The organism is Pseudomonas sp. C5pp (assembly GCF_000814065.1).
GTDB classification, from domain to species: Bacteria; Pseudomonadota; Gammaproteobacteria; order Pseudomonadales; family Pseudomonadaceae; genus Aquipseudomonas; species Aquipseudomonas asiatica.
This window is the reverse complement of sequence record NZ_JWLN01000030.1, coordinates 26624-49645: the sequence shown is the minus strand read 5'-3', so window position 1 is coordinate 49645 and position 23022 is coordinate 26624. Positions and strand designations below refer to the sequence as shown.

Sequence of the window (23022 nt, the reverse complement as noted above, 5' to 3'; positions counted from 1 at the left end):
GGATTCCCCAGGACACCCGATGACCTCACTGACCACCGACTGGCAGCACCGCCCCACCCACCACAAGGTCTGGGCCCTGGCCGCGCCGATGATCCTGTCCAACATCTCCGTGCCGCTGGTAGCCCTGGTCGACAGCACGGTCATCGGCCACCTCCCCCACGCCCACCAGTTGGGTGCCGTAGCCGTGGGCGCCACGCTGTTCACCTTCATGGTTGGCCTGATGGGCTTCCTGCGCATGGGCTCCACCGGCTTCGCCGCCCAGGCCGCCGGCCGAGGCGACGGTGCAGCGTTGCGCCAGGTACTGGTACAAGGGCTGTTGCTGGCGGTCGGCTTCGCCCTGCTGATCGGCCTGCTGGCCCTGCCCTTCAGCCAGCTGGCGCTGCACGCGATGGAACCCAGCGCGGCCCTGCAGCAAGCCACCGAAGACTTCTTCCATACCCGCCTGCTTGGCCTGCCCGCGGCACTGGCCAGCTACGCCCTGGTCGGCTGGTTCCTAGGCACCCAGAACGCCAGGGCGCCACTGGCCATCCTGCTGGCCACCAACCTGCTGAACATCGCCTTGAACCTGTGGTTCGTGCTTGGCCTGGACTGGGGCGTGCTGGGTTCGGCGCGGGCGTCGGTGATTGCAGAATGGAGCGCCGCCCTGCTCGGCCTGGCCCTGACCCGCCCGGCCCTGCGCGCCTACCCGGGGCAGATCGTGTGGGCGGCGCTCAAGTGCTGGCAGGCCTGGCGGCCGCTGCTGGCGGTGAACCGCGACATCTTCCTGCGCAGCCTGGCGCTGCAACTGGTGTTCCTGCTGATCACCGTGCAAGGCGCTCGTCTGGGCGAAGCCACCGTGGCGGCCAATGCCCTGCTGCTCAACGGCCTGCTGCTGACTGCCTATGCGCTTGACGGGTTGGCGCACGCGGTAGAGGCCCTGTGCGGCCATGCCATTGGCGCCCGCGACCGCGACACATTGCGCCGCTCGCTGGTGGTGGCCTGTGGCTGGTCGCTGATCACCAGCCTGGGGTTTGCCGGGTTGTTCCTGCTGGGCGGGCACCTGTTCATCGATTTGCAGACCGACATCGAGAGTGTGCGGGCAGCGGCTTATCCGTACCTGCCGTACCTGGCATTGCTGCCATTGATTGCGGTGTGGAGCTATTTGCTGGATGGCTTGTTCATAGGCGCGACACGGGCGCGGGAGATGCGTAATGCGATGCTGGTGTCGGTGGTGATCGCGCTGCCCTTGGGAGTGCTCATGAGTGGGTTTGGCAACCATGGGTTGTGGTTGGCGTTTCTCGGGTTCATGGGGTTGCGGGCGGTGACATTGGGGTGGGTGGGGTGGCGGTTGCAGGAAAAAGGTGAGTGGATTCAGTAATGCCGGGGCCGCTTTGCGGCCCATCGCGACGCAAGGCCGCTCCTACATGGAGACGGCCTGGTATCGCGATCACCTGCGGATTCACAGCCACACACAATCCCAATGTGGATAATCACCAGCCCGCCGCACCAGGCCAGCCCGAATGGGATTGGCGATGATGTAGCGGGCAGCGGCCTTTACATCCTCCTCCTTGCGCAGCGCCCGGTCGTAAAAGCCGGGTTGCCAGATGTGCTGTCGCTCGGCACCTGTACGGTAGAGCGCGCAACTGCTTCGCGACTTGAAGGCACACATGAGTTTGCCCAGGCTGGTCGGGCCGAGCTCGATCAGCCAATGCAAATGGTCCGGCATCAAGACCCAGGCAAGCGAACGGCAACTCCCCTCTCGATCACTCAGCCGCAATTGCTGAATGGCCGAACGCGCAAACCAGAGGTTCTCGAACAACGGGAGGCGATGGCGTGTGATGGTGGTTAGCAGGTAGAGCCGGCCTGGCTCTGAAAAGCGCCCTTGGCGCAAGCGATGGTTGCCGTGACGATCCATGTCGACTTCCTTTGAACATTGCATTCACAGGATAGGCATGGAGATGAAATGCATCGCCGGTGGATCATTACCGAGTATGACGCGGTGAGGGCTGCGCCCTCAGATCGCGACACAAGGCCGCTCCTACAACAGCTCGCGCCGCGATTTCCCGCGAAACCGCAATTCCAAGTGGTTTCGCGGTCCCCTGTAGGAGCGGCCTTGTGTCGCGATGGGCCGCAAAGCGGCCCCCGAGGATCACGACGACAGGTACGAAGACCGAGTCAGACCAAGGCGCAACGCATCCAGGTACTGGGTCCGCTCCCGCGCAGTGATCTTGGCGCTGGCCACCTTGTCACGGTAATGCGTCATCAACTCCTCCGGCGACAGGTGCACATAGCGCAGCATGTCTTCGATGGTGTCGTGGGTCTCGATACCGGCGTGGTACACGCTACCGTCGGCGTTCTGGTAGATGTTCACCGAGTCGGTGTCACCAAACAGGTTGTGCATGTCACCGAGGATTTCCTGGTAGGCACCGACCAGGAACACACCCAGCAAGTAGTCCTCGCCCTCCTTCACCGCATGCACCGGCATGCTGGTCTCGATGCTCTGCTCGTCGACGTACTGGTTGATCTTGCCGTCGGAGTCGCAGGTCAGGTCCTGCAGCACGGCACGACGCATCGGCTCTTCGTCCAGGCGGTGCAGCGGGATGATCGGCAGTACCTGGCCGATGGCCCAGGTGTCCGGCAGGCTCTGGAACACCGAGAAGTTGCAGATGTACTTGTCGGCCAGCTTGTCGTTCAGCTCGTCCAGCACCTGGCGGTGCGAGCGCTGGCGGGCTTTCAGCGAGTTGTGCAGGCGGCGGCACACGGCAAAGTAGCACTGCTCGGCCAGGGCCTTCTCGGCCAGGCTGATCTTGCCATCGGCATACTGCGCAGCCACGTCACCCATGTAGTGGGTGGCGCGCCAGTAGGTCTCGGTCACCATCTCGATATCGGTCGGGCCGAGCAGGTCGACCAGCCACTGCACGGTCTCGGGCAGGGCTTCCTTGTTCTCGATGGTCGGCACGTCGTCGTTGTGCTTCTCGACGTCGGTCACCTGGATCACCAGCATGGCGTGGTGGGCGGTCAGCGAACGGCCGCTCTCGGAGAAGATGTGCGGGTGCGGCAGGCCCTGCGCGTCGCAGAATTCCTTGAGCATGCCCACAACAACGCCGGCGTAGTCGTCCATGTCGTAGTTGATCGAGCTGGCATTGCGCGAATGGGTACCGTCGTAGTCCACGCCCAGACCACCGCCAACGTCGATATGGTCGACCGGCAGGCCCAGCGCACGCAGCTCACCGTAGTAACGGATGGCTTCCTTGAAGCCGTGTTGGTAGTCCGCCAGGTTGGCGATCTGCGAGCCCATGTGGAAGTGAAGCAGGCGGATACCTTGGTCCAGGCCGGCATCGCGGAAGCGCTGTACCACCGAAATCAGCTGGGCGGCGGACAAGCCGAACTTGGACTTCTCGCCACCGGTGTCGGCCCACTTGCTCGAGGCCAGCGACGACAGGCGCACGCGCAGGCCGACTTGCGGCTTGACCTTGAGCTCGGCGGCCTCGTCGATCACCAGGGCCACTTCCGACTCTTTCTCGATGACGATGAACACGTTGTGGCCGAGCTTCTGGCCCATCAGCGCCAGGCGGATGAACTCGCGGTCCTTGTAGCCGTTGCAGACGATGGTGCCACCCTTCGGCGCCAACGCCAGCACTGCCAGCAGCTCGGGCTTGGAGCCGGCTTCCAGGCCAATGGAGACGTTCTGCGTGGCGATGATGTTTTCCACCACCGCTTCCTGCTGGTTGACCTTGATCGGGTATAGCGCGGTGTACTTGCTCTGGTATTCCAGGCGCGCGATGTTGGCATCGAAGGCGCCGGTCAGCTGGCGCACGCGGTCTTGCAGAATGTCGGGGAAGCGCACCAGCAATGGCAGCGACAGGCCGCTCTGGCGCAGTTCGTCGACCTGTTCGAACAGGTCGATCGGTGCGCTTTTCGGGCCGTTGGGGCGTACTTCGACGCGCCCGGCTTCATTGATGGCGAAATAACCAGCGCCCCAATGGCGGATGCCATAAACACTGCGGCTGTCGGCCACGGTCCATTGGCTACCATCGTCTTTGCGTGTGCGTCGTACGGACATTCAAGTCCCCTATAGATAAGTCGAAGACACTGCCCCGCAAGGAGGCGGGCGCAGTGTAAAAGCCAAAAATGACGATTCGTCCGTGCCCTGGATAGACCCTGGTCACGGCAACGAGTTTAGAAAGCACTGGGCAAAAAATCGCGTGGCCGCATCAGCCGCCGGATTTTTTCGCCTTGAAGCCCTGCTTGGTCAGCTCACCGATCAGCAGTTCGACATGGTCGCCCTGGATTTCGATGACCCCATCCTTCAGGGCGCCACCGGTACCGCAGCGGCGCTTGAGGGTAGAGGCCAGCTCCTTGAGCTGATCGAGCGGCAGCGGCACGCCGGTGACGGTGGTCACGGTCTTGCCGCCGCGGCCCTTGCTTTCGCGGCGCACACGGGCAATGCCATCGCCTTCGGGGATGACCTGCTGCTTGCAGGTACAGGCATCCACCGGCTGGCTACAGTCGGGGCAGTGCCGACCGGTGTCGGTGGAGTAAACGAGACCGCCAAGGGCGGCGAAGGAAGAAGCTTTCTTGGCCACTTTTGTTCCTCTGTGCTGAGGACAAAAACTGGTCGGCCCCAGGGGGTTGAGCCCGACCGCGAAGCCCCACTCTGGCAGGGGCGGCGCTACCACCGCAAGACCTGCGGCAGCCCGAAAAGGGCGCGCAGTGTAACGATAAATCCGGCTGTTGCTAAGTACCGGAATGCGGCATTTTGCGAATGTTTTGCGACCCCTTCGCGGGTAAACCCGCTCCCACAGGTACTGCGCAGGTTTCACGACCTGTGAAATCCCTGTGGGAGCGGGTTTACCCGCGAAGGGGCCGGCATGGGCCACGCATCTATTTGAGGCTGGCTTTATAGCGCTGCAACGCCGCCAACGAGTCCGGGCAATACGGCTTGGTCAGGCTTTCTTGCTCAGCCTGCTCCATGCCAATGAACCGCGCCTCGATCACCTCTTCCGGCTGTAACCGCAATGGCGCATCCGACACCGCCGAATACACCGCACACCACAAGTGGTTATCCGGCTGGTCAAAGTAGAACCGCTCATGAAAACGCAGCTCCACACCGTCGACCCCCAGCTCCTCGGCCAGCTCCCGCGCCGCCGAATCGGCATACGACTCCCCGGCCGTCACCATGCCGCCTGCCGCCACATCCCAGTAACCCGGGTACAGCGCCTTGCTCAGGGTACGCCGGTGCACGCACAGCTCACCGGCACTGTTGAACAGCAGAATGAACGTGCAACGCCCTATCAGGCCGCGCTCACGCAGTTCGGCCCGGGGCAAGGCACCCAGCACCCGGTCGGCTTCGTCCACCCAGGTGACCAGTTCTCGGTCGGAAGCCGCCCGGTGGGCGGCCTCGTTCGGGCTGATCGCCATCTTCAACCCTGCGACAGCAGCTGACGCAAGTCGATGACCGCCGCGTTTGCCCGGGAAATGTAGTTGGCCATGACCAGTGAGTGGTTGGCCCACATGCCGAAGCCGCTGCCGTTGAGCACCATCGGGCTCCACAGGGCCTCCTGCGAGGCTTCCAGCTCACGGATGATCTGGCGCACGCTGACCGTGGCGTTCTTCTTCGCCAGCACGTCGGCAAAGTCCACCTCGATGGCGCGCAGCAGGTGCGACAGCGCCCAGGCCTGGCCACGGGCTTCGTAGAACACGTTGTCGATCTGCAGCCATGGGGTTTCCACCAGTTCCTCGTCCACCTGCGGCGCCTGGCCGGCGACCAGCGACTCAGTCTTCAGCGTGGTGTTGAGCTTGACCCGGCCAACGCTGGCCGACAGGCGCTGCGACAGCGAGCCCAGGCGGGTGGCCACGTCACCCAGCCAGTTGTTCAGGTTGTCGGCACGGGTATAGAAGATTGCGCCCTTGTCGCCGGCAGCCAGACGGGTCTGGTAGCGGGTCAGCGACTTGATGCCCTCTTCGAACTCCGACTCGCTCGACGGCAGGATCCAACTCTTGTTGTCGAAGTTGAAACGCGGCTCGGCCTTGGCCAGGTCGGCGTCTTCGGTCGACTGCGACTGCGAACGGGCGAAGTCCTTGCGCAAGGCACGGGAAAGGTCGCGCACCTGGACCAGCACGCCATATTCCCAGCTCGGCATGTTGTCCATCCACAGCCCTGGCGGGAAGCGGTCGTTGGAAATGTAGCCACCCGGCTTGTTCAGCAAGGTGCCGGCCACGGTCTTGAGGGTTTCGATAGTGGTGTAGCCCACCACCATCTGCTGGCCGGTACGCTCGGCTGCGGCCTGGGCGTTCTGCTGCACCGGGAACAGCTCCGGCTCCTGGCTCCAGTACCAGCCCAGGCCGATGCACACCAGCAGGTACAACCCGATCAGGGTCCCCAGGGCACGGCTCCAGAGGCCGCCAAGATAGCTACGGGCGGCGGCGCCACGGCCGTCGACACGCTCGCGGGGCTCGGCTTTGGCCTCGCGGTTTTTCCAGTCCAGCATGGCTTTGTCCTTAATCAGTCACGACGGTTCAGGGGCTTGGACCACAGGCCTGCGCCAGGGTGCCACGGCAAGCCCGCGTGGCAGCACTATAAAGCAGACACCGCCTTACGCATAAGCGACCAATCGGTCAGCAACTGAATATTCGTTCTGGCCGCTTTGTTGACGCAGGGCACTCACGCACCTGAAAAGAACTGCTAGCATAGAGCCATCATTGCCCCTGCATACCCCAACCTACAAGTAGCCAGGACATGAGCCAAGCAGCCGAGCCGAGCCCGCTGTGCCCCGCCCAACAGCTGACGCGTAGCGGCCTGCGCAAGGACGACCCGCTCGATCAGGTGCTGCTGCCGCCCCTGCGCAAGCCGGTGTACATCCTGCTGCAGGACCACGAGCGCGCCCAGCGCCTGGCCCAGCAACTGGAATTCTTTGGCCTGGTGGTGCAGGCGCTTGCCAGCGCTGCGGCGTTTCAGGCCTCGATCAGCGAATACCCGCCCTCGGCCATCATCATGGATGTCGACTTCAACGGTGCCGGCCAAGGCCTGCTGTTGGCTGCCCAGATGCAGCAGGGGCTGGCCCGACATATACCACTGCTGTTCTTCAGCCATCACGAAACCGACACCCCGACCCGCCTGGCCGCCGTGCGCGCCGGTGGCCAGGACTTCCTCACCGGCACCCTGGAAGCCTCCAGCCTGTTGGAAAAGGTCGAACTGCTGACCAATGCAACCCAGCACGACCCGTTGCGCGTACTGGTCATCGACGACTCACGCACCCAGGCGCTGTACACCGAGCGCGTGCTGGCCAGCGCCGGCATGATCACCCGCAGCCTGACCGACCCGATCCGCACCATGGCCGAGCTGGCTGACTTCCAGCCCGATCTGATCATCCTCGACCTGTACATGCCGGCCTGCACCGGCCCCGAACTGGCCAAGGTGATCCGCCACAGCGACCGTTATGTGAGCGTGCCGATCATCTATCTGTCTGCCGAGGACGACCTGGACAAGCAGCTGGATGCCATGAGCGAAGGCGGTGATGACTTCCTGACCAAGCCGTTTCGCTCTCGCCACCTGATCACCACCGTGCGCAACCGCGCCGCCCGCGCCCGGCACCTGAAGGCGCGCATGGTGCGCGACAGCCTGACCGGGTTGTACAACCACACCCACATCCTGCAATTGCTGGAAGACTGCAGCTTCCGCGCCCGTCGCGAGCAGCTGCCGTTGTGCTTTGCCATGCTCGACATCGACCATTTCAAGAAGATCAACGACCGCCACGGTCACCCCATGGGCGACCGGGTGATCAAGAGCCTGGCGCTGTTTCTCAAGCAGCGCTTGCGCAAGACCGATTTCATTGGCCGTTACGGCGGTGAAGAGTTCGCCATTGTGATGCCCAATACCGCGCTGGACGCGGCGCACAAGGTGCTGGACGAAATCCGCCGGCGCTTTGCCGAGATCCTCTACCCGGCGCAGCCACGGGACTTGCAGTGCACCTTCAGTGCAGGGGTGGTGCAGTTGGATGAGGGGCTGGATGCGCTGACCATGGCCAGTGCGGCGGACGAGGCGCTGTATCGGGCCAAGCATGCCGGGCGTAATTGTGTGGTGCGTGTAGAGCCCTGAATCAGGCTTTGCCTGTGCCGGCCTCTTCGCGGCTAAAGCCGCTCCCACAGGTACTCCACCGGACTGAAGGATTGCGCAGTCCCTGTGGGAGCGGCTTTAGCCGCGAAGAGGCCGGAACAGATTAAAATAGAGGCACTGTGCCACTTTATTATGGCGCCAGCCCCCTGTCGTCATCACCCCGTCACAAAATCGCAATAACTTCAGCCACCGACCTCTCCCTCCCCCGCAGGAAGCTCGCGGCTATGCGCCTGAAGTGGCTGACCAATTTCAACACCCTGTTGCTGGTAACCGTGTGTATCGCCCTAGGCGCCACCTTGTGGTGGTCGCAACGGGCCCTGGAGCGCCCCTACCAGTTGATGGAGCGCTACTTGGGCCTGTCCCAGCAGTTCCAGAACCAGGCGGCCCGCAACATCCAGGCGTACCTGGGCAGCGGCGATGCCCTGCGCCATGCCGCGGCGATGGAGGCCAACCAACAGTTGCAGGCCGCGCTGGCCGAGTGGCCCAGCGAACTGGCCGACAAACTGCGCCCCAGCCTGGACAGCCTGCAGGCCTTTACCGCCGAGGAGCTGCTGGCCGCCGGCAAGCTGGCTGGTGACCCGCAAGCCCTGCTGCTGCAAGCCGAGCGGGAACTGGGTGCCAACTTCGAACAGCTGGCTAGCTACGCCCGCGACAGCGGCAGCGCCGACGCCAACCGCTACCTGGTGCCACTGCTCGACGCCACCGTGCACCTCGGTCGTCTGTCGCTGGCCCGGGACAAGCTGGTCAGCAGCGGCCGTCCGGAGCTGGCCGACGAAGTGGAGCGTGAGCTGCAACTGATCCGTGCCCAGGCCCAGGCGATCGATGCCTTGCCCTTGCTCGGCGTAACCCGTAGCGCCGAGTCCGGTGCCGACGACTTCGCCGCGATGATGGGCCTGGAAACCCAGGCCAGCGCCCAGCAGGAAGACATTGCCGTCGGCCTCAAGCGCGAACTGCAGAGCCTGCTCGGCCGCTACCCGGCCGAGCTGCAGCGCACCCGCGAACAGATCGAGCGCCGCGTCGCTCTGGCTGCCAGCACCGGCCAACGCCTGGAGGCCGTGCAACAGGCCATTGCGGCACTGGAGCCCGAGGTACGCGGCCAGCATGCGAAAATTGCCGGCGAAGTGCGCATCATCCAGGGTCTGATGATCGGCCTGATCCTGCTTATCGCCCTGCTGATCGACACCTTGCAACGCCGCCTGGCGCGCACCCTGACCGGCCTGGCCCCGGCCCTGTCGCGCTGGGCCGAGGGTGACTTCGCCGAGGCCATCGCCCTGGGCAGGACCAACCGCGAACTGCGCGACATCCAGGAATCGCTCAACCGCCTGCGCCAGTATCTGGTAGAGCTGGTCGGCACCATCCGCCACAACGCCGAGCAGGTGGCTGGCAGCAGCCACGCCCTGGCCGGCATGAGCGCCGCCCTTCATGACGGCGCCGAACGCCAGGCCGGCGATACCGGGCAGATCCGCGATGCCTTGGGTGAACTGGAAGCGACCATTCAGCAAGTGGCCGGCGACGCCAGCGCCGCAGCCGACGCCAGCCGCGATGCCGGGCGTGCAGTGGAGCAGGGCCAGGCGGTGATCGGCCAGAGCCTGTCGGGCTTGCGTGAGTTGGTCGACGAGGTGCAGGGCAACGCCCGCATGATCGAGCAACTGGCGGAGGAGTCGGCCACCATCGGCGGCGTCCTGACGGTGATCCGCTCGATTGCCGAGCAGACCAACCTGCTGGCGCTGAATGCCGCGATCGAAGCGGCCCGCGCCGGTGAGATGGGCCGTGGTTTTGCCGTGGTGGCCGATGAGGTGCGTTCGCTGGCACAGCGCACCACCGGGGCGACCGGCGAGATTCAGGCACTGATCGACCGCTTGCAGCAGGCAGCCAGAAGCTCGGTAGCCGGGATGCGTGCGCAGCTTGAGCATGCCGAGGCCACGGCCAACCAGGCCCAGGCGGCGGACGGGGCGCTGGACGAGATCGTCTGTGCCATTCGCACCATTTCGGACACTGCGGTGCGGATTGCCGATGTCACGGCGCAGCAGAGTGGTGCCGTGAGTGAGATTCGCGACCACAGCGAGCGGATTCATGAGCTGGGTGAGGACAACCTGCAGCGCATTGGCGAGGGGCGAGAGCAAGGCGAGCAATTGCTGAGTTTGGGGGGTGAACTGAACCGGGCGGTGCGGGCCTTCAGAGTCTAGGTTGGCCTGTGCTGGCCTCCTCGCGGGTAAACCCGCTCCCACAGGGATAGCCTATGCGGTCGAGGTGGGAGCGGGTTTACCCGCGAAGAGGCCGACACAGGCAGCACATGAGCCAGCGGCCATGTGTCGCCCCCGCCACCAGCATGGCCCCAACCCGCACCAACTCCGCTATCATGCCCAGCACGTTCCACCTCGCGAGTCCGCCATGCGCCGCCTGTTTTTCCTGCTGTTCCTGCTGCTGGCCAGCCCTGCCTTCGCCACGGGCCTGCTCGACAACCGCCCCAGCGCCACCCTCGGCGCAGCTTCGCTGGCCAACAACGCCGACTTCCTGCCGGTACACGAAGCGTTCAAGCTCAGCCTGGTCCAGGCCGATGCGCAAACCATCAAGCTGCGCTTCGTCGCAACCGACGGCTACTACCTCTATCGCCACCGTTTCCAGTTCCGCACCGAACCGGCCGACATTGCCCTGGGCACACCAAGCATCCCCAAGGGCGAGGCCAAGCACGATGAGTTCTTCGGCGATGTCGAGGTGTACCACGGCGTGCTCGATATCGAGCTGCCGCGCAATGACCCGCGCGCCTTCACCCTGCTGGTGGGCTACCAGGGCTGCGCCGACAAAGGCCTGTGCTACCCGCCAGAAACCGCACGCCTGAGCATCGATGGCGAAGGCGGCAAAAGCACCCCGGCCGGCGGTGAACACGCCTGGACCTGGAAGTCGCTGCTGCTGTTCTTCCTCGCCGGGGTCGGCCTGACGTTCACCCCCTGCGTGCTGCCGATGCTGCCGATCCTTTCCGGCGTGGTGCTGCGCGGCCAGGCTGGCGGCCTGCGCGGTTTGGCGTTGTCGCTGGCCTATGTGCTGCCGATGGCGGCCAGCTTCGCGGTACTCGGTGCGTTGATGGGGTTGTTCGGCGCCGGCCTGAACCTGCAGGCGCGCCTGCAGTCGGCCTGGGTACTGGTGCCCTTCGCGCTGTTCTTCGTGGTATTCGCCCTGGCCATGTTCGGCCTGTTCGAACTGAAACTGCCGCAAGCCCTGAGCAACCGCCTGAACAATGTCGCCAGCCACACCCGGGGCGGCTCGCTGCTGGGCGCGGCAATACTGGGCGTACTCTCCAGCCTGCTGGTTTCGCCCTGTGTGTCGGCGCCACTGGCCGGTGCGCTGCTGTACATCAGCGCTAGCGGCGATGCCTTGGGCGGCGCACTCAAGCTGTTCGCCCTGGGCCTGGGCATGGGCGCACCATTGCTGCTGGTGGCTACCGGTGGCGCGGCCTGGCTGCCGAAAAGCGGCCCCTGGCTGAACACGGTGAAGAATGCCATCGGCGTCCTGCTGCTGGGCTTGGCCATCGGCTTGCTCAGCCGAGTGCTGCCAGGCCCGCTGACCTTGCTGCTGGTCGGTTTCCTCGCCGCTGGCGTGGCGCTGTTCCTCGGTGCCCTCGAGTTCGTCGTCAAGACCGCACGCCAGCGCCTGGCCCAACTGCTCGGCCTGGCCCTGCTGGTGTACGCCCTGGCCTGCTGGTACGGCGCCCTCAGCGGCCAGGGCGACCCACTGCGCCCTCTGCCGCCGGCAACCCTTGTGGCCACCGGCAACGGGCCGGCGGTGCAGGCGGATAGCTGGCAGACCATCACTACCCCCGCTGCACTGGACGCTGCCCTGGCCCAAGCCAAGGCAGCCGGCCAGCCGGTGCTATTGGACTGGTACGCCGATTGGTGCATCAGCTGCAAAGTGATCGAACGCGAGGTGCTCACCGCGCCGCAGGTGCAAGCGCAACTGGCCGGCTTCAAGCTGCTGCGTTTCGACATCACCGAAAGCAATGCCGAACAACGCAGCCTGCTCGATCGCTACCAGCTGTTCGGCCCGCCCGCCCTGCTGTTCTTTGCCGCGAACGGTAGCGAAATAACCGCTGATCGGGTCATTGGCGAGATAAATGCCAGTGAATTTGCGCAAATTCTCACACGCGTGCGCGGTAAAGTCGGTCTATAACTTCCCGCGAGCTGTGAAAAATCCAGAAATCAGTGACCAAATTTAATTATTTGGTCACATACTTCGCGCGAACCTCGGACATCGTGCTGGCTATTGCCGGGAACTGGACACTTGCCGTCGCTTTACGGCACACTCGCCGCGCTGTGTCGAATTGCCCTACAAATCCAAGGAATCCGCAGATGGCAACGCTACTGGTGCTCCACGGCCCCAACCTCAACCTGCTCGGTACCCGCGAGCCTGGCCACTACGGCGCCGTGACCCTGGCCCAGATCAACCAGGACCTGGAGCAACGTGCCCGCGCCGCAGGCCACCATCTGCAGTACCTGCAGAGCAACGCCGAATACGAACTGATCGACCGCATTCACGCCGCACGCAATGAGGGTGTGGACTTCATCCTGATCAATCCGGCTGCTTTCACCCACACAAGCGTCGCATTACGTGACGCATTGCTTGCGGTGAGCATCCCATTCATCGAAGTGCACCTGTCCAACGTGCACAAACGCGAACCGTTCCGCCACCACTCCTACTTTTCCGATGTTGCAGTAGGGGTGATCTGCGGCCTGGGCGCCAGCGGTTATCGCCTGGCCCTGGAATCCGCGCTGGAACAACTGGCTGCCAACGCACAGCCCAAATGATGAAAACCCTGGCCTCAGTGGGCCAGGGTTCGAGAGAAACGTTTCAGATACGTTTTTTTGTATTTCGCCCCCTGACCGAACCTTTGGGAGTTGATGATTAATGGATATCCGTAAAGTCAAGAAACTGATCGAGCTGCTGGAAGAGTCTGGCATCGACGAACTGGAGATCAAGGAAGGCGAAGAGTCGGTCCGTATCAGCCGTCACAGCAAGACCCCAGCTGCCCAGCAGTACTTCGCACCGGCTCCGGTAGCCGCTGCCCCTGCTGCTGCCCCGGTCGCCGCCGCTGCCGCTCCGGCCGCTGAAGCCGCTGCCGCCGCCCCGGCCCTGAAAGGCACCGTGATCCGCTCGCCGATGGTAGGTACCTTCTACCGCAAGCCTTCGCCGACCTCGCCGAACTTCGCTGAAGTTGGCCAGACCGTGAAGAAGGGCGACACCCTGTGCATCGTCGAAGCCATGAAGATGATGAACCACATCGAAGCCGATGTCGGCGGTGTCATCGACGCCATCCTGGTAGAAGACGGCCAGCCGGTTGAGTTCGACCAGCCGCTGTTCACCATCGTTTGAATCGCGGAGAGCCAACGATGTCTGGGAAGCTCGAAAAAGTCCTGATCGCCAACCGCGGGGAAATTGCCCTGCGGATCCTGCGTGCCTGCAAAGAGCTGGGTATCAAGACAGTCGCCGTGCACTCCACCGCCGACCGTGAACTGATGCACCTGGGCCTGGCAGACGAGTCGGTCTGCATCGGCCCTGCATCGTCCAAGGATTCCTACCTGCATATCCCGGCAATCATCGCTGCCGCCGAAGTGACCGGCGCCACCGCGATTCACCCGGGCTACGGCTTCCTGGCGGAAAACGCCGACTTCGCCGAGCAGGTGGAAAAATCCGGTTTCGCCTTCATCGGCCCGAAAGCCGACACCATTCGCCTGATGGGCGACAAGGTTTCGGCCAAGGACGCGATGATCAAGTCGGGCGTACCGACCGTACCGGGCTCCGATGGCCCGCTGCCGGAAGATGAAGAAGTCGCCCTGGCGATTGCTCGTGACGTCGGCTACCCGGTGATCATCAAGGCCGCCGGTGGCGGTGGTGGTCGCGGCATGCGTGTGGTGCACAAGGAAGAGGACCTGATTTCCTCGGCCAAGCTCACCCGTACCGAAGCCGGTGCAGCCTTCGGCAACCCGATGGTCTATCTGGAGAAGTTCCTGACCAACCCACGCCACGTGGAAGTACAGGTACTGTCCGACGGCCAAGGCAACGCCATTCACCTGGGTGACCGTGACTGCTCGCTGCAGCGCCGTCACCAGAAGGTACTGGAAGAAGCGCCAGCCCCGGGCATCGACGAGAAAGCCCGTCAGGAAGTGTTCAAGCGCTGCGTCGATGCGTGCATCGAGATCGGCTACCGTGGTGCGGGTACTTTCGAGTTCCTGTACGAGAACGGCCGCTTCTACTTCATCGAGATGAACACCCGCGTGCAGGTTGAGCACCCGGTGTCGGAGATGGTGACCGGTATCGACATCGTCAAGGAGATGCTGAGCATCGCCGCTGGCAACAAGCTGTCGTTCCGCCAGGAAGACGTGGTCATCCGTGGCCATGCGCTGGAATGCCGTATCAACGCCGAAGACCCGAAGAAGTTCATCCCGAGCCCAGGCAAGGTGAAGCACTTCCACGCCCCGGGCGGCAACGGCGTGCGTGTTGATTCGCACCTGTACAGCGGTTACTCGGTTCCGCCGAACTACGACTCGCTGATCGGTAAGCTGATCACCTACGGCAAGGACCGCGACGAAGCCATGGCGCGCATGCGCAATGCCCTGGACGAGATCGTCGTCGACGGCATCAAGACCAACATCCCGCTGCACCGCGACCTGGTGCGTGATGAAGGCTTCTGCAAAGGCGGCGTCAACATTCACTACCTCGAGCACAAACTGGCTAGCCAGGAGTGATCGCGTAGTGTGATGTACTGAAAACCCCGGACTTGTTCCGGGGTTTTTTATGGATCACTGGTTTGGCAGAAACCCTGTAGGAGCAGCCTTGTGCTGCGAAGAGGCCATTACTTCCCGAACAAATTTTTTGCTCATGCCGGCCCTTTCGCAGCACAAGGCTGCTCCTACAGGTCCGCGTGACTCAGCCCTTCATCCGCGGCATCTCGATGTGGTGCTCATGCACCCGCCGGTACAAGGTTGCCCGCGATATTCCCAGAGCCCGCGCCGCATCGGCCGGCTTCCAGCGATGGCGGATCAGCGCATCCAGCAGCAACTGCCGGGCCGGACAGGACATGCTGCTTTCAGCCGACGCGACTACCTCGCCGCGCACCTCCTGCGGCAGGTCCTGCACCTGCACCCGCCCGTCCTCGCTCACCGCACATGCATAGCGCAACACCTGCCGCAGCTGGCGCAAATTCCCCGGCCAGCGGTAAACCAGCAGCGCCTGCAGCGCATCATCCGCCAACACCACCTCGACTCCGCAGGCCTCGGCTTCCTCGGCCAGCAACTGGTGAATCAACCCCAAGCGGTCCTCACGCTCGCGCAGCGGCGGCAACTCGAAGCGGGCATTGGCCAGGCGGAAGTACAGGTCCTCACGAAAACGCCCATCCTCCACCATCGCCGCCAAATCGCGGTGGGTCGCGCAAATCACCTGGATATCCACCCGCTCCCGCCGCGCCGCGCCCAGCGGCGCCACTTCACCCTCCGCCAGCACGCGCAGCAACCGGGTTTGCAGGTTCAGCGGCATGTCACCGATTTCGTCGAGGAACAGCGTGCCGCCATCGGCCTGCTGCAACAGCCCCTGCATACCTTTGCTGGAAGCCCCGGTGAAGGCCCCGGCCACATAGCCGAACAGCTCGCTCTCGATCAGGCTTTCCGGGATGGCCGCGCAGTTCAGGGTGACGAACGGGCCATCGCGACGAAGGCTTTGCTGATGCAGCTGGCGGGCGAATACCTCTTTGCCGGCCCCCGTCTCGCCTTGCACAAGCACCGCCAGATTGCAGTCCTTGACCCGCGTGGCCAGGCGCAAATGCTGCTCGATACGGGCGTCCTGGGCCTGGCGCAACGGCTGCGCACGCTGGCGCTGGCGGGGTGCGCTGACCCGGCCGTACAGCCCACCCAGGCCCGGCAGGCGTTGAGCGGACGATGCGTTCACGCGGCGCAACTGGTCCATGTCGAACAGCTCGCCAATGTGCTCGGGCAAACGCCCCAGGTGCTCCACCAGGCGCTGGCGCGCCAGGCTGTTGATCGCCTGCAGGCGGCCATCGCCATCCCAGGCCAGCAGGTAGTCGGGCTGGCTTTCCACATAGCCCGGCGTGCCATGGGCACGCATTACCCAATGGCCCTGGGCACTGTGCATGAAGAAGGCATTTTCGATCTCGCGCGCAGTCTGCTCGACCAATTGGCGGATCAGGTGCTGGCTGCGGCGGTCGTCTGGCGACTGCAAAGCCGAGACATCCACCACGCCCAGCAACTCGCCCAGCGGGTCGAACACCGGTGCCGCCGTACAGGTCAGGCCAATGAACGCAGCGCGGAAGTGGTCGCGCTTGTGCACCGTGACCGGCGCCTTGCTGGTCAACACCGCCGCCACGCCGCAGGTGCCCTCCTCGCCCTCCGACCAGCAGGTGCCCAGGTACAGCCCGGCCTTGCGGCAATCGTTGCGGATGGCCGACTCGACCCGGTAATCGATGGTGCGCCCCAAGGCGTCGGTGAGCAGCACGCAGTAGTCGGCACCGCGCACCCGCTCATGCAGGCGGGCCACGGCATCGCTGGCGATACGCAGGAACAGTTCGGCGCGCTCGCGGCATTCGTTGAGCAGGCTTTGGGACAGGATGCGCGGCCCCTGCTGGGATCCGGGGTCGAGGCGGTACAGCTCCATGGAACGGCGCCATGAATCGAGGATCAGCGGTGGCACCGGCGCCTGCGGCAGGCGGTCGGCATTCTTCAGCACCCTGCTGACGCAGTCGACATGGGCTCGGGAGTTCGCGGCAAGCATTCAGGCCCTCCGGTTCTCGTTGCTGTTTTTATCGTTGTCCGGTCATTAAGCGCTTCCGGGCATGCCCCGACAAGCACTGCGTGATTACCGGCCGGCTTGAGACGCAGCGTCTCAGCGTCTCGGCAACGTCGGCCCCGCACTGGCACCGGGCGTCTCGCCAGCAGAACCATCAGCACCTGCCGGAGCGCAATAAAACCTCTCTATTGCGGGCACTTCAGCCAATTCAGAAGAAGCTGGCACCGTGCTTGCTCCTGCCCTGGCAAACAAGAATACGAGGTGCGCCATGCCGCTACCCGCCCCGACCGTCGGGATCATTGCCAACCCTGCCTCTGGCCGCGATCTGCGCCGCCTGACCGCCAACGCCGGGCTCTATTCGAGTACCGACAAGGCATCGGCGATCCAGCGCCTGCTCGCTGCCTTCGGTGCTACCGGCATCGGCCAGGTGCTGCTGCCCAGCGACATGACCGGCATCGCCGCTGCCGTGCTCAAGGCCAGCCAGGGCCCGGTCGCCCAGGACCAGCACTGGCCGGCCATCGAGATCCTCGACCTGCCGCTGACCCAGACCGTTGCCGATACCCGCCTGGCCACCCGGCGCATGGTCGAACGCGGCGTGGCGATGATTGCAGTGCTCGGCGGCGACGGCACCCACAAGGCAGTTGCTGCCGAGGCCGGTGACGTACCGCTGCTGACCTTGTCCACCGGCACCAACAATGCCTTCCCCGAACTGCGCGAGGCCACCAGCGCCGGCCTGGCCGGCGGCCTGCTTGCCAGCGGCCGGGTACCAGCCAGCATCGGCCTGCGCCGCAACAAGCGCCTGCTGGTGAAGGTGCCCGAACAACAGCTTGCCGAATGGGCACTGGTGGAGGTGGCGGTATCGCCCCAGCGCTTCATCGGCGCTCGGGCACTGAGCCGCAGCGAAGACCTTTGCGAAGTCTTCGCCTGTTTCGCCGAACCCCATGCCATCGGTCTCTCGGCCCTGTGCGGCCTGTGGTGCCCGGTCTCGCGCCAGGACCCGCACGGTGCCTGGGTACGCCTGAACCCCGGTGCTGAACAAGCGCTGCTCGCACCACTGGCACCCGGCCTGCTGCAAGGCTGCGGCATCACCGCCAGCGGCGCCCTGACGCCCGGCGTAGCCCATCGCCTGAGCCTGGCCAGCGGCACCCTGGCGCTGGACGGCGAGCGCGAAATCGAATTCGCCGAGCATGACAGCCCCACCATCACCCTCGACCACCAAGGCCCATTGAGCGTGGACGTCGAGGCCGTACTGGCGCACGCCGCCCGCCATCACTTGCTGGCCGTGCCCCGTGGCCATCGGCTGCACCCTGCAACCCCGTGTTGAGACAACCCCGGAGAACAACAAGATGTCCAATCAACTCAGTACCGAACAACTGCTGCATGCCTATGAAGTGATGCGCACCATCCGTGCCTTCGAAGAACGCCTGCACGTCGAGTTCGCCACCGGCGAGATCCCTGGCTTCGTGCACCTGTATGCCGGCGAAGAGGCTTCCGCCGCTGGAGTCATGGCCCACCTGCGCGATAGCGACTGTATCGCCTCGACCCACCGCGGCCACGGCCACTGCATCGCCAAGGGTGTGGACGTGTACGGCATGATGGCCGAGATCTACGGCAAGAAGACCGGCGTGTGCGGCGGCAAGGGCGGTTCGATGCACATCGCCGACCTGGAAAAAGGCATGCTCGGCGCCAACGGCATCGTCGGTGCCGGCGCTCCGCTGGTGGCCGGGGCGGCGCTGGCGGCCAAGATCAAAGGCCGCGACGATGTATCGGTGGCCTTCTTCGGCGATGGCGCCTCCAACGAAGGCGCCGTGTTCGAAGCCATGAACATGGCCTCGATCATGAACCTGCCGTGCATCTTCGTGGCCGAGAACAACGGCTACGCCGAAGCCACCGCCTCGACCTGGTCGGTTGCCTGCGACCATATCGCCGACCGCGCGGCCGGGTTCGGCATGCCCGGTGTCACCATCGACGGTTTCGACTTCTTTGCCGTGTACGAAGCCGCCGGCGCTGCCATCGAACGTGCACGTTCCGGGCAAGGCCCGTCGCTGATCGAGGTCAAGCTCAGCCGCTACTACGGCCATTTCGAAGGCGATGCACAAACCTACCGCGCCCCGGACGAAGTGAAGAACCTGCGCGAATCCCGCGACTGCCTCATGCAGTTCCGCAACAAGACCACCCGCGCCGGCCTGCTCACGGCTGCGCAACTGGACGCCATCGACGCCCGCGTCGAGGACCTGATCGAAGACGCCGTGCGCCGCGCCAAGTCCGATCCCAAGCCACAGCCCGCCGACCTGCTCACCGACGTCTACGTCGCCTACCCCTGAGCCGCGGATTACAAGAACAACAGGAGAATCACCATGGCAAGAAAGATCAGCTACCAGCAGGCCATCAACGAAGCCCTGGCCCAGGAAATGCGCCGCGACAACACGGTGTTCATCATTGGCGAAGACGTTGCCGGCGGCGCCGGTGCCCCCGGCGAGGATGACGCCTGGGGGGGCGTGCTGGGCGTGACCAAGGGCCTTTACCATCAGTTCCCGGGGCGCGTGCTCGACGCGCCACTATCCGAAATCGGCTACGTCGGCGCCGCCGTCGGTGCTGCCACCCAGGGCCTGCGCCCAGTGTGCGAGCTGATGTTCGTCGACTTCGCCGGCTGCTGCCTGGACCAGATCCTCAACCAGGCCGCCAAGTTCCGCTACATGTTCGGCGGCAAGGCGGTCACCCCGCTGGTGATGCGCACCATGTACGGCGCCGGCCTGCGCGCGGCGGCCCAGCACTCGCAGATGCTCACCTCGCTGTGGACGCACATTCCCGGCCTGAAGGTGGTCTGCCCGTCCTCGCCGTACGATGCCAAGGGCCTGTTGATACAGGCGATCCGCGACAACGACCCGGTGATCTTCTGCGAGCACAAGCTGCTCTACAGCATGCAGGGAGAGGTGCCGGAAGAGGTGTACACCGTACCGTTCGGTGAGGCCAACTTCCTGCGTGATGGCGACGACGTGACCCTGGTCACCTATGGCCGCATGGTGCATGTGGCGCTGGAGGCCGCCAACAACCTGGCCCGCCAGGGTATCGACTGCGAGGTGCTGGACCTGCGCACCACCAGCCCGCTGGATGAGGACAGCATCCTGGAAAGCGTGGAAAAGACCGGCCGCATGGTGGTGATCGACGAAGCCAACCCGCGTTGCTCCATGGCCACCGACATCAGCGCGCTGGTGGCACAGAAGGCCTTCGGCGCGCTCAAGGGCCCGATCGAAATGGTCACCGCCCCGCATACTCCCGTGCCGTTCTCCGATGCCCTGGAAGACCTGTACATCCCCGACGCGGCGAAGATCGAGGCTGCGGTACGCAAAGTGATCGAAGCCGCAAGGAGTGCCGCATGAGCCAGATCCATACCCTGACCATGCCCAAGTGGGGCCTGTCGATGACCGAAGGCCGGGTGGATACCTGGCTGAAGCAGGAAGGTGACGAAATCAACAAGGGCGACGAGGTGCTGGACGTCGAGACCGACAAGATCAGCAGCAGCGTCGAAGCCCCGTTCAGCGGTGTGTTGCGCCGCCAGGTGGCCAGGCCTGATGAAACCCTGCCGGTCGGTGCCCTGCTGGCGGTGGTAGTGGAAGGCGAAGCCGAAGAGGCTGAAATCGATGCCGTGGTGCAGCGCTTCCAGGCCGAGTTCGTTGCCGAGGGTGGCGCCGACCAGGCCCAAGGGCCGGCGCCACAGAAGGCTGAAGTGGCTGGCCGGCAGTTGCGCTGGTTCGAGCTGGGTGAAGGCGGCACGCCGCTGGTGCTGGTGCACGGTTTTGGTGGCGACCTCAACAACTGGCTGTTCAACCACCCGGCGCTGGCTGCCGAGCGACGGGTAATCGCCCTCGACCTGCCGGGCCATGGCGAGTCGGCCAAGGCCCTGCAACGGGGCGACCTGGATGAGTTGAGCGAAACCGTACTGGCCCTGCTCGACCACCTGGACATCGCCAAGGCCCACCTGGCCGGCCACTCCATGGGCGGCGCGGTCAGCCTGAACGTGGCGCGCCTGGCGCCGCAACGGGTGGCCAGCCTGAGCCTGGTGGCCAGTGCCGGGCTGGGCGAGGAGATCAACGGACAGTACCTGCAAGGCTTCGTCGCTGCCGCCAACCGCAATGCCCTCAAACCGCAGATGGTACAGCTGTTTGCCGACCCCGCACTGGTAACGCGGCAGATGCTGGAGGACATGCTCAAGTTCAAGCGACTGGAAGGCGTGGACGACGCGTTGCGCCTGTTGGCATCGGCCATCGCCGACGGCGACCGGCAGCGCCACGACCTGCGCGGGGTGCTGGGACAACACCCGGCCCTGGTGGTGTGGGGCGGCAAGGACGCGATCATCCCGGCCAGCCATGCCGAAGGGCTGGAGGCTGAAGTACTGGTGCTGCCCGAGGCTGGCCATATGGTGCAAATGGAGGCGGCCGAACAGGTCAACCAGCAACTGCTCGCGTTCCTGCGCAAGCACTAAGCCCTTTCCGTGAGCCTGGAGAACAACAATGAACGACCTGAGCCACACCCACATGCGCGCCGCCGTCTGGCATGGCCGCAATGATATTCGCGTCGAACAGGTGCCCCTGCCGGCCGACCCTGCGCCCGGCTGGGTGCAGATCAAGGTGGACTGGTGCGGCATCTGCGGCTCCGACCTGCACGAATACGTCGCTGGCCCGGTATTCATCCCGGTGGAGGCACCGCACCCGCTGACCGGCATCCAGGGCCAGTGCATCCTCGGCCACGAGTTCTGCGGCCAGATCGCCAAGCTGGGTGAAGGCGTGGAAGGTTTTGCCGTCGGTGACCCGGTGGCTGCGGACGCCTGCCAGCATTGCGGCACCTGCTACTACTGCACCCACGGCCTGTACAACATCTGCGAGCGCCTGGCCTTCACCGGCCTGATGAACAATGGCGCCTTTGCCGAACTGGTCAACGTGCCCGCCAACCTGCTGTACCGGCTGCCGCAGGGTTTCCCGGCTGAGGCTGGGGCGCTGATCGAACCGCTGGCGGTGGGCATGCATGCGGTAAAGAAGGCCGGCAGCCTGCTTGGCCAGACGGTGGTGGTAGTCGGCGCCGGCACCATCGGCCTGTGCACCATCATGTGTGCCAAGGCGGCTGGCGCGGCGCAGGTGATCGCCCTGGAAATGTCCTCGGCACGCAAGGCCAAGGCCAAGGAGGTTGGCGCCAGCGTGGTGCTGGACCCCAGCCAGTGCGACGCCCTGGTGGAAATCCGCAAGCTCACTGCCGGGCTCGGCGCGGATGTGAGTTTTGAATGCATCGGCAACAAGCACACGGCCAAGCTGGCCATCGACACCATCCGCAAGGCGGGCAAGTGCGTGTTGGTGGGGATATTCGAGGAGCCTAGCGAGTTCAACTTCTTCGAACTGGTGTCCACCGAAAAGCAGGTGCTGGGCGCGTTGGCGTACAACGGCGAGTTTGCCGATGTGATTGCCTTCATCGCTGACGGCAGGCTGGACATTCGCCCGCTGGTGACCGGGCGGATCGGGCTGGAGCAGATTGTCGAGCTGGGCTTCGAGGAGTTGGTCAACAACAAGGAGGAGAACGTGAAGATCATCGTGTCGCCGGGCGTGCGCTGATTGCACCTCAAAGGCAACACGGAACCTGTGGGAGCGGGCGTGCCCGCGAAGCAGGCGACGCGGTGCCTGGCACCGGCTTCGCCGGTGTTCGCGGCTAAAGCCGCTCCCACAGGGATTGCGCAAAGCTGAAATTCACCGCAATACCTGTGGGAGCGGGTTCACCCGCGAAGAAGACCACACGGTGCCTGGCACCGGCTTCGCCGGTGTTCGCGGCTAAAGCCGCTCCCACAGGGATTGCGCAAAGCTGAAATTCACCGCAATACCTGTGGGAGCGGGTTCACCCGCGAAGAAGACCACACGGTGCCTGGCACCGGCTTCGCCGGTGTTCGCGGCTAAAGCCGCTCCCACAGGGAGTGCGCAAAGCTGAAATTCACCGCAATGCCTGTGGGAGCGGGTTCACCCGCGAAGAAAGCCACACGGTACATGGCACCGGCTTCGCCGGTGTTCGCGGGCACGCCCGCTCCCACAGGTTCAGTGCCAGCTTTTCAATGCAGTGCAGGCTCGAGAGCTGCGCCAGCACATGCGTTCGCTGTTTCAGGA

18 protein-coding genes are annotated in these 23022 nt (G+C 64.4%); 12 read left to right on the top strand and 6 right to left on the bottom strand.

Annotation, left to right across the window (positions count from 1 at the left end; genetic code table 11):
- The first annotated feature begins 19 nt into the window (after positions 1 to 19).
- Positions 20 to 1357 carry an MATE family efflux transporter gene (locus RR51_RS21845; protein WP_039614653.1) on the top strand — a complete coding sequence of 446 codons (1338 nt, stop codon included), beginning with the start codon at positions 20 to 22 and terminating at the stop codon, positions 1355 to 1357.
- 81 nt (positions 1358 to 1438) lie between these two features.
- Here RR51_RS21845 and RR51_RS21840 read toward each other — a convergent pair whose 3' ends face one another.
- From RR51_RS21840 to RR51_RS21820, 5 genes are all read right to left on the bottom strand, one after another.
- Positions 1439 to 1894, bottom strand: a complete 456-nt coding sequence (locus tag RR51_RS21840; RefSeq protein WP_015268818.1) for an REP-associated tyrosine transposase — start codon at positions 1892 to 1894, stop codon at positions 1439 to 1441.
- Between the two features lie 234 nt (positions 1895 to 2128).
- Positions 2129 to 4042: an arginine decarboxylase gene (gene speA / locus RR51_RS21835; RefSeq protein ID WP_013970716.1), complete on the bottom strand. Its 1914-nt coding sequence runs from the start codon at positions 4040 to 4042 to the stop codon at positions 2129 to 2131.
- Positions 4043 to 4193: 151 nt separating this feature from the next.
- Positions 4194 to 4565, bottom strand: a complete 372-nt coding sequence (locus RR51_RS21830) for a translation initiation factor Sui1 (RefSeq protein ID WP_003257057.1) — start codon at positions 4563 to 4565, stop codon at positions 4194 to 4196.
- Positions 4566 to 4863: 298 nt separating this feature from the next.
- Positions 4864 to 5400: an NUDIX hydrolase gene (locus RR51_RS21825; protein ID WP_039614652.1), complete on the bottom strand. Its 537-nt coding sequence runs from the start codon at positions 5398 to 5400 to the stop codon at positions 4864 to 4866.
- A 2-nt stretch (positions 5401 to 5402) separates the two neighbouring features.
- On the bottom strand, positions 5403 to 6470 hold the full coding sequence (locus tag RR51_RS21820; RefSeq protein ID WP_013970713.1) for a DUF2333 family protein: 1068 nt from the start codon (positions 6468 to 6470) through the stop codon (positions 5403 to 5405).
- 248 nt (positions 6471 to 6718) lie between these two features.
- Here RR51_RS21820 and RR51_RS21815 point away from each other — a divergent pair, with 248 nt between their 5' ends.
- The 6 genes from RR51_RS21815 (at position 6719) to accC (ending at position 14832) form a co-directional block, all read left to right on the top strand.
- A complete protein-coding gene (locus tag RR51_RS21815; protein ID WP_015268816.1) occupies positions 6719 to 8077 on the top strand; it encodes a diguanylate cyclase in 1359 nt (452 codons plus the stop codon).
- A gap of 242 nt (positions 8078 to 8319) precedes the next feature.
- Positions 8320 to 10281: a methyl-accepting chemotaxis protein gene (locus RR51_RS21810; protein ID WP_039614651.1), complete on the top strand. Its 1962-nt coding sequence runs from the start codon at positions 8320 to 8322 to the stop codon at positions 10279 to 10281.
- 205 nt (positions 10282 to 10486) lie between these two features.
- Complete coding sequence (locus RR51_RS21805; RefSeq protein ID WP_039614650.1) at positions 10487 to 12259, top strand: protein-disulfide reductase DsbD; 1773 nt, start codon at positions 10487 to 10489, stop codon at positions 12257 to 12259.
- A gap of 179 nt (positions 12260 to 12438) precedes the next feature.
- Complete coding sequence (aroQ, locus tag RR51_RS21800) at positions 12439 to 12894, top strand: type II 3-dehydroquinate dehydratase (RefSeq protein ID WP_003255330.1); 456 nt, start codon at positions 12439 to 12441, stop codon at positions 12892 to 12894.
- 100 nt (positions 12895 to 12994) lie between these two features.
- Positions 12995 to 13459, top strand: a complete 465-nt coding sequence (gene accB / locus RR51_RS21795) for an acetyl-CoA carboxylase biotin carboxyl carrier protein (protein WP_003257055.1) — start codon at positions 12995 to 12997, stop codon at positions 13457 to 13459.
- A gap of 17 nt (positions 13460 to 13476) precedes the next feature.
- Positions 13477 to 14832 (top strand): acetyl-CoA carboxylase biotin carboxylase subunit, encoded by a 1356-nt coding sequence (accC, locus tag RR51_RS21790; protein ID WP_003257054.1) that lies wholly within the window; start codon positions 13477 to 13479, stop codon positions 14830 to 14832.
- A 181-nt stretch (positions 14833 to 15013) separates the two neighbouring features.
- On the opposite strand, the gene RR51_RS21785 is transcribed toward accC, so the two are convergent.
- The gene (locus RR51_RS21785; RefSeq protein WP_023662885.1) at positions 15014 to 16867 is read right to left on the bottom strand and encodes a sigma-54-dependent Fis family transcriptional regulator; all 1854 of its coding nucleotides are present in this window, start codon (positions 16865 to 16867) and stop codon (positions 15014 to 15016) included.
- Between the two features lie 283 nt (positions 16868 to 17150).
- Here RR51_RS21785 and RR51_RS21780 point away from each other — a divergent pair, with 283 nt between their 5' ends.
- The 5 genes from RR51_RS21780 to RR51_RS21760 are packed head-to-tail and all read left to right on the top strand — an operon-like array spanning position 17151 to position 22482.
- Positions 17151 to 18206, top strand: coding sequence for an ATP-NAD kinase family protein (locus tag RR51_RS21780; RefSeq protein ID WP_039614649.1), 1056 nt, complete (start codon positions 17151 to 17153; stop codon positions 18204 to 18206).
- 22 nt (positions 18207 to 18228) lie between these two features.
- Positions 18229 to 19206 (top strand): thiamine pyrophosphate-dependent dehydrogenase E1 component subunit alpha, encoded by a 978-nt coding sequence (locus tag RR51_RS21775; protein WP_015268810.1) that lies wholly within the window; start codon positions 18229 to 18231, stop codon positions 19204 to 19206.
- 33 nt (positions 19207 to 19239) lie between these two features.
- Positions 19240 to 20262, top strand: a complete 1023-nt coding sequence (locus tag RR51_RS21770; RefSeq protein WP_039614648.1) for an alpha-ketoacid dehydrogenase subunit beta — start codon at positions 19240 to 19242, stop codon at positions 20260 to 20262.
- The gene (locus RR51_RS21765) at positions 20259 to 21365 is read left to right on the top strand and encodes an acetoin dehydrogenase dihydrolipoyllysine-residue acetyltransferase subunit (protein WP_039614647.1); all 1107 of its coding nucleotides are present in this window, start codon (positions 20259 to 20261) and stop codon (positions 21363 to 21365) included. The genes RR51_RS21770 and RR51_RS21765 overlap by 4 nt, the downstream gene beginning before the upstream one ends.
- 52 nt (positions 21366 to 21417) lie before the next feature.
- On the top strand, positions 21418 to 22482 hold the full coding sequence (locus RR51_RS21760; RefSeq protein ID WP_232881192.1) for a 2,3-butanediol dehydrogenase: 1065 nt from the start codon (positions 21418 to 21420) through the stop codon (positions 22480 to 22482).
- Positions 22483 to 23022: the final 540 nt, after the last annotated feature.

Coding starts and splice junctions, on each gene's coding strand:
- RR51_RS21845 (WP_039614653.1), top strand. CDS start 20: ATGACCTCACTGACCACCGACTGGCAGCACCGCCCCACCCACCACAAG.
- RR51_RS21840 (WP_015268818.1), bottom strand. CDS start 1,894: ATGGATCGTCACGGCAACCATCGCTTGCGCCAAGGGCGCTTTTCAGAG.
- speA (WP_013970716.1), bottom strand. CDS start 4,042: ATGTCCGTACGACGCACACGCAAAGACGATGGTAGCCAATGGACCGTG.
- RR51_RS21825 (WP_039614652.1), bottom strand. CDS start 5,400: ATGGCGATCAGCCCGAACGAGGCCGCCCACCGGGCGGCTTCCGACCGA.
- RR51_RS21820 (WP_013970713.1), bottom strand. CDS start 6,470: ATGCTGGACTGGAAAAACCGCGAGGCCAAAGCCGAGCCCCGCGAGCGT.
- RR51_RS21815 (WP_015268816.1), top strand. CDS start 6,719: ATGAGCCAAGCAGCCGAGCCGAGCCCGCTGTGCCCCGCCCAACAGCTG.
- RR51_RS21810 (WP_039614651.1), top strand. CDS start 8,320: ATGCGCCTGAAGTGGCTGACCAATTTCAACACCCTGTTGCTGGTAACC.
- RR51_RS21805 (WP_039614650.1), top strand. CDS start 10,487: ATGCGCCGCCTGTTTTTCCTGCTGTTCCTGCTGCTGGCCAGCCCTGCC.
- aroQ (WP_003255330.1), top strand. CDS start 12,439: ATGGCAACGCTACTGGTGCTCCACGGCCCCAACCTCAACCTGCTCGGT.
- accB (WP_003257055.1), top strand. CDS start 12,995: ATGGATATCCGTAAAGTCAAGAAACTGATCGAGCTGCTGGAAGAGTCT.
- accC (WP_003257054.1), top strand. CDS start 13,477: ATGTCTGGGAAGCTCGAAAAAGTCCTGATCGCCAACCGCGGGGAAATT.
- RR51_RS21785 (WP_023662885.1), bottom strand. CDS start 16,867: ATGCTTGCCGCGAACTCCCGAGCCCATGTCGACTGCGTCAGCAGGGTG.
- RR51_RS21780 (WP_039614649.1), top strand. CDS start 17,151: ATGCCGCTACCCGCCCCGACCGTCGGGATCATTGCCAACCCTGCCTCT.
- RR51_RS21775 (WP_015268810.1), top strand. CDS start 18,229: ATGTCCAATCAACTCAGTACCGAACAACTGCTGCATGCCTATGAAGTG.
- RR51_RS21770 (WP_039614648.1), top strand. CDS start 19,240: ATGGCAAGAAAGATCAGCTACCAGCAGGCCATCAACGAAGCCCTGGCC.
- RR51_RS21765 (WP_039614647.1), top strand. CDS start 20,259: ATGAGCCAGATCCATACCCTGACCATGCCCAAGTGGGGCCTGTCGATG.
- RR51_RS21760 (WP_232881192.1), top strand. CDS start 21,418: ATGCGCGCCGCCGTCTGGCATGGCCGCAATGATATTCGCGTCGAACAG.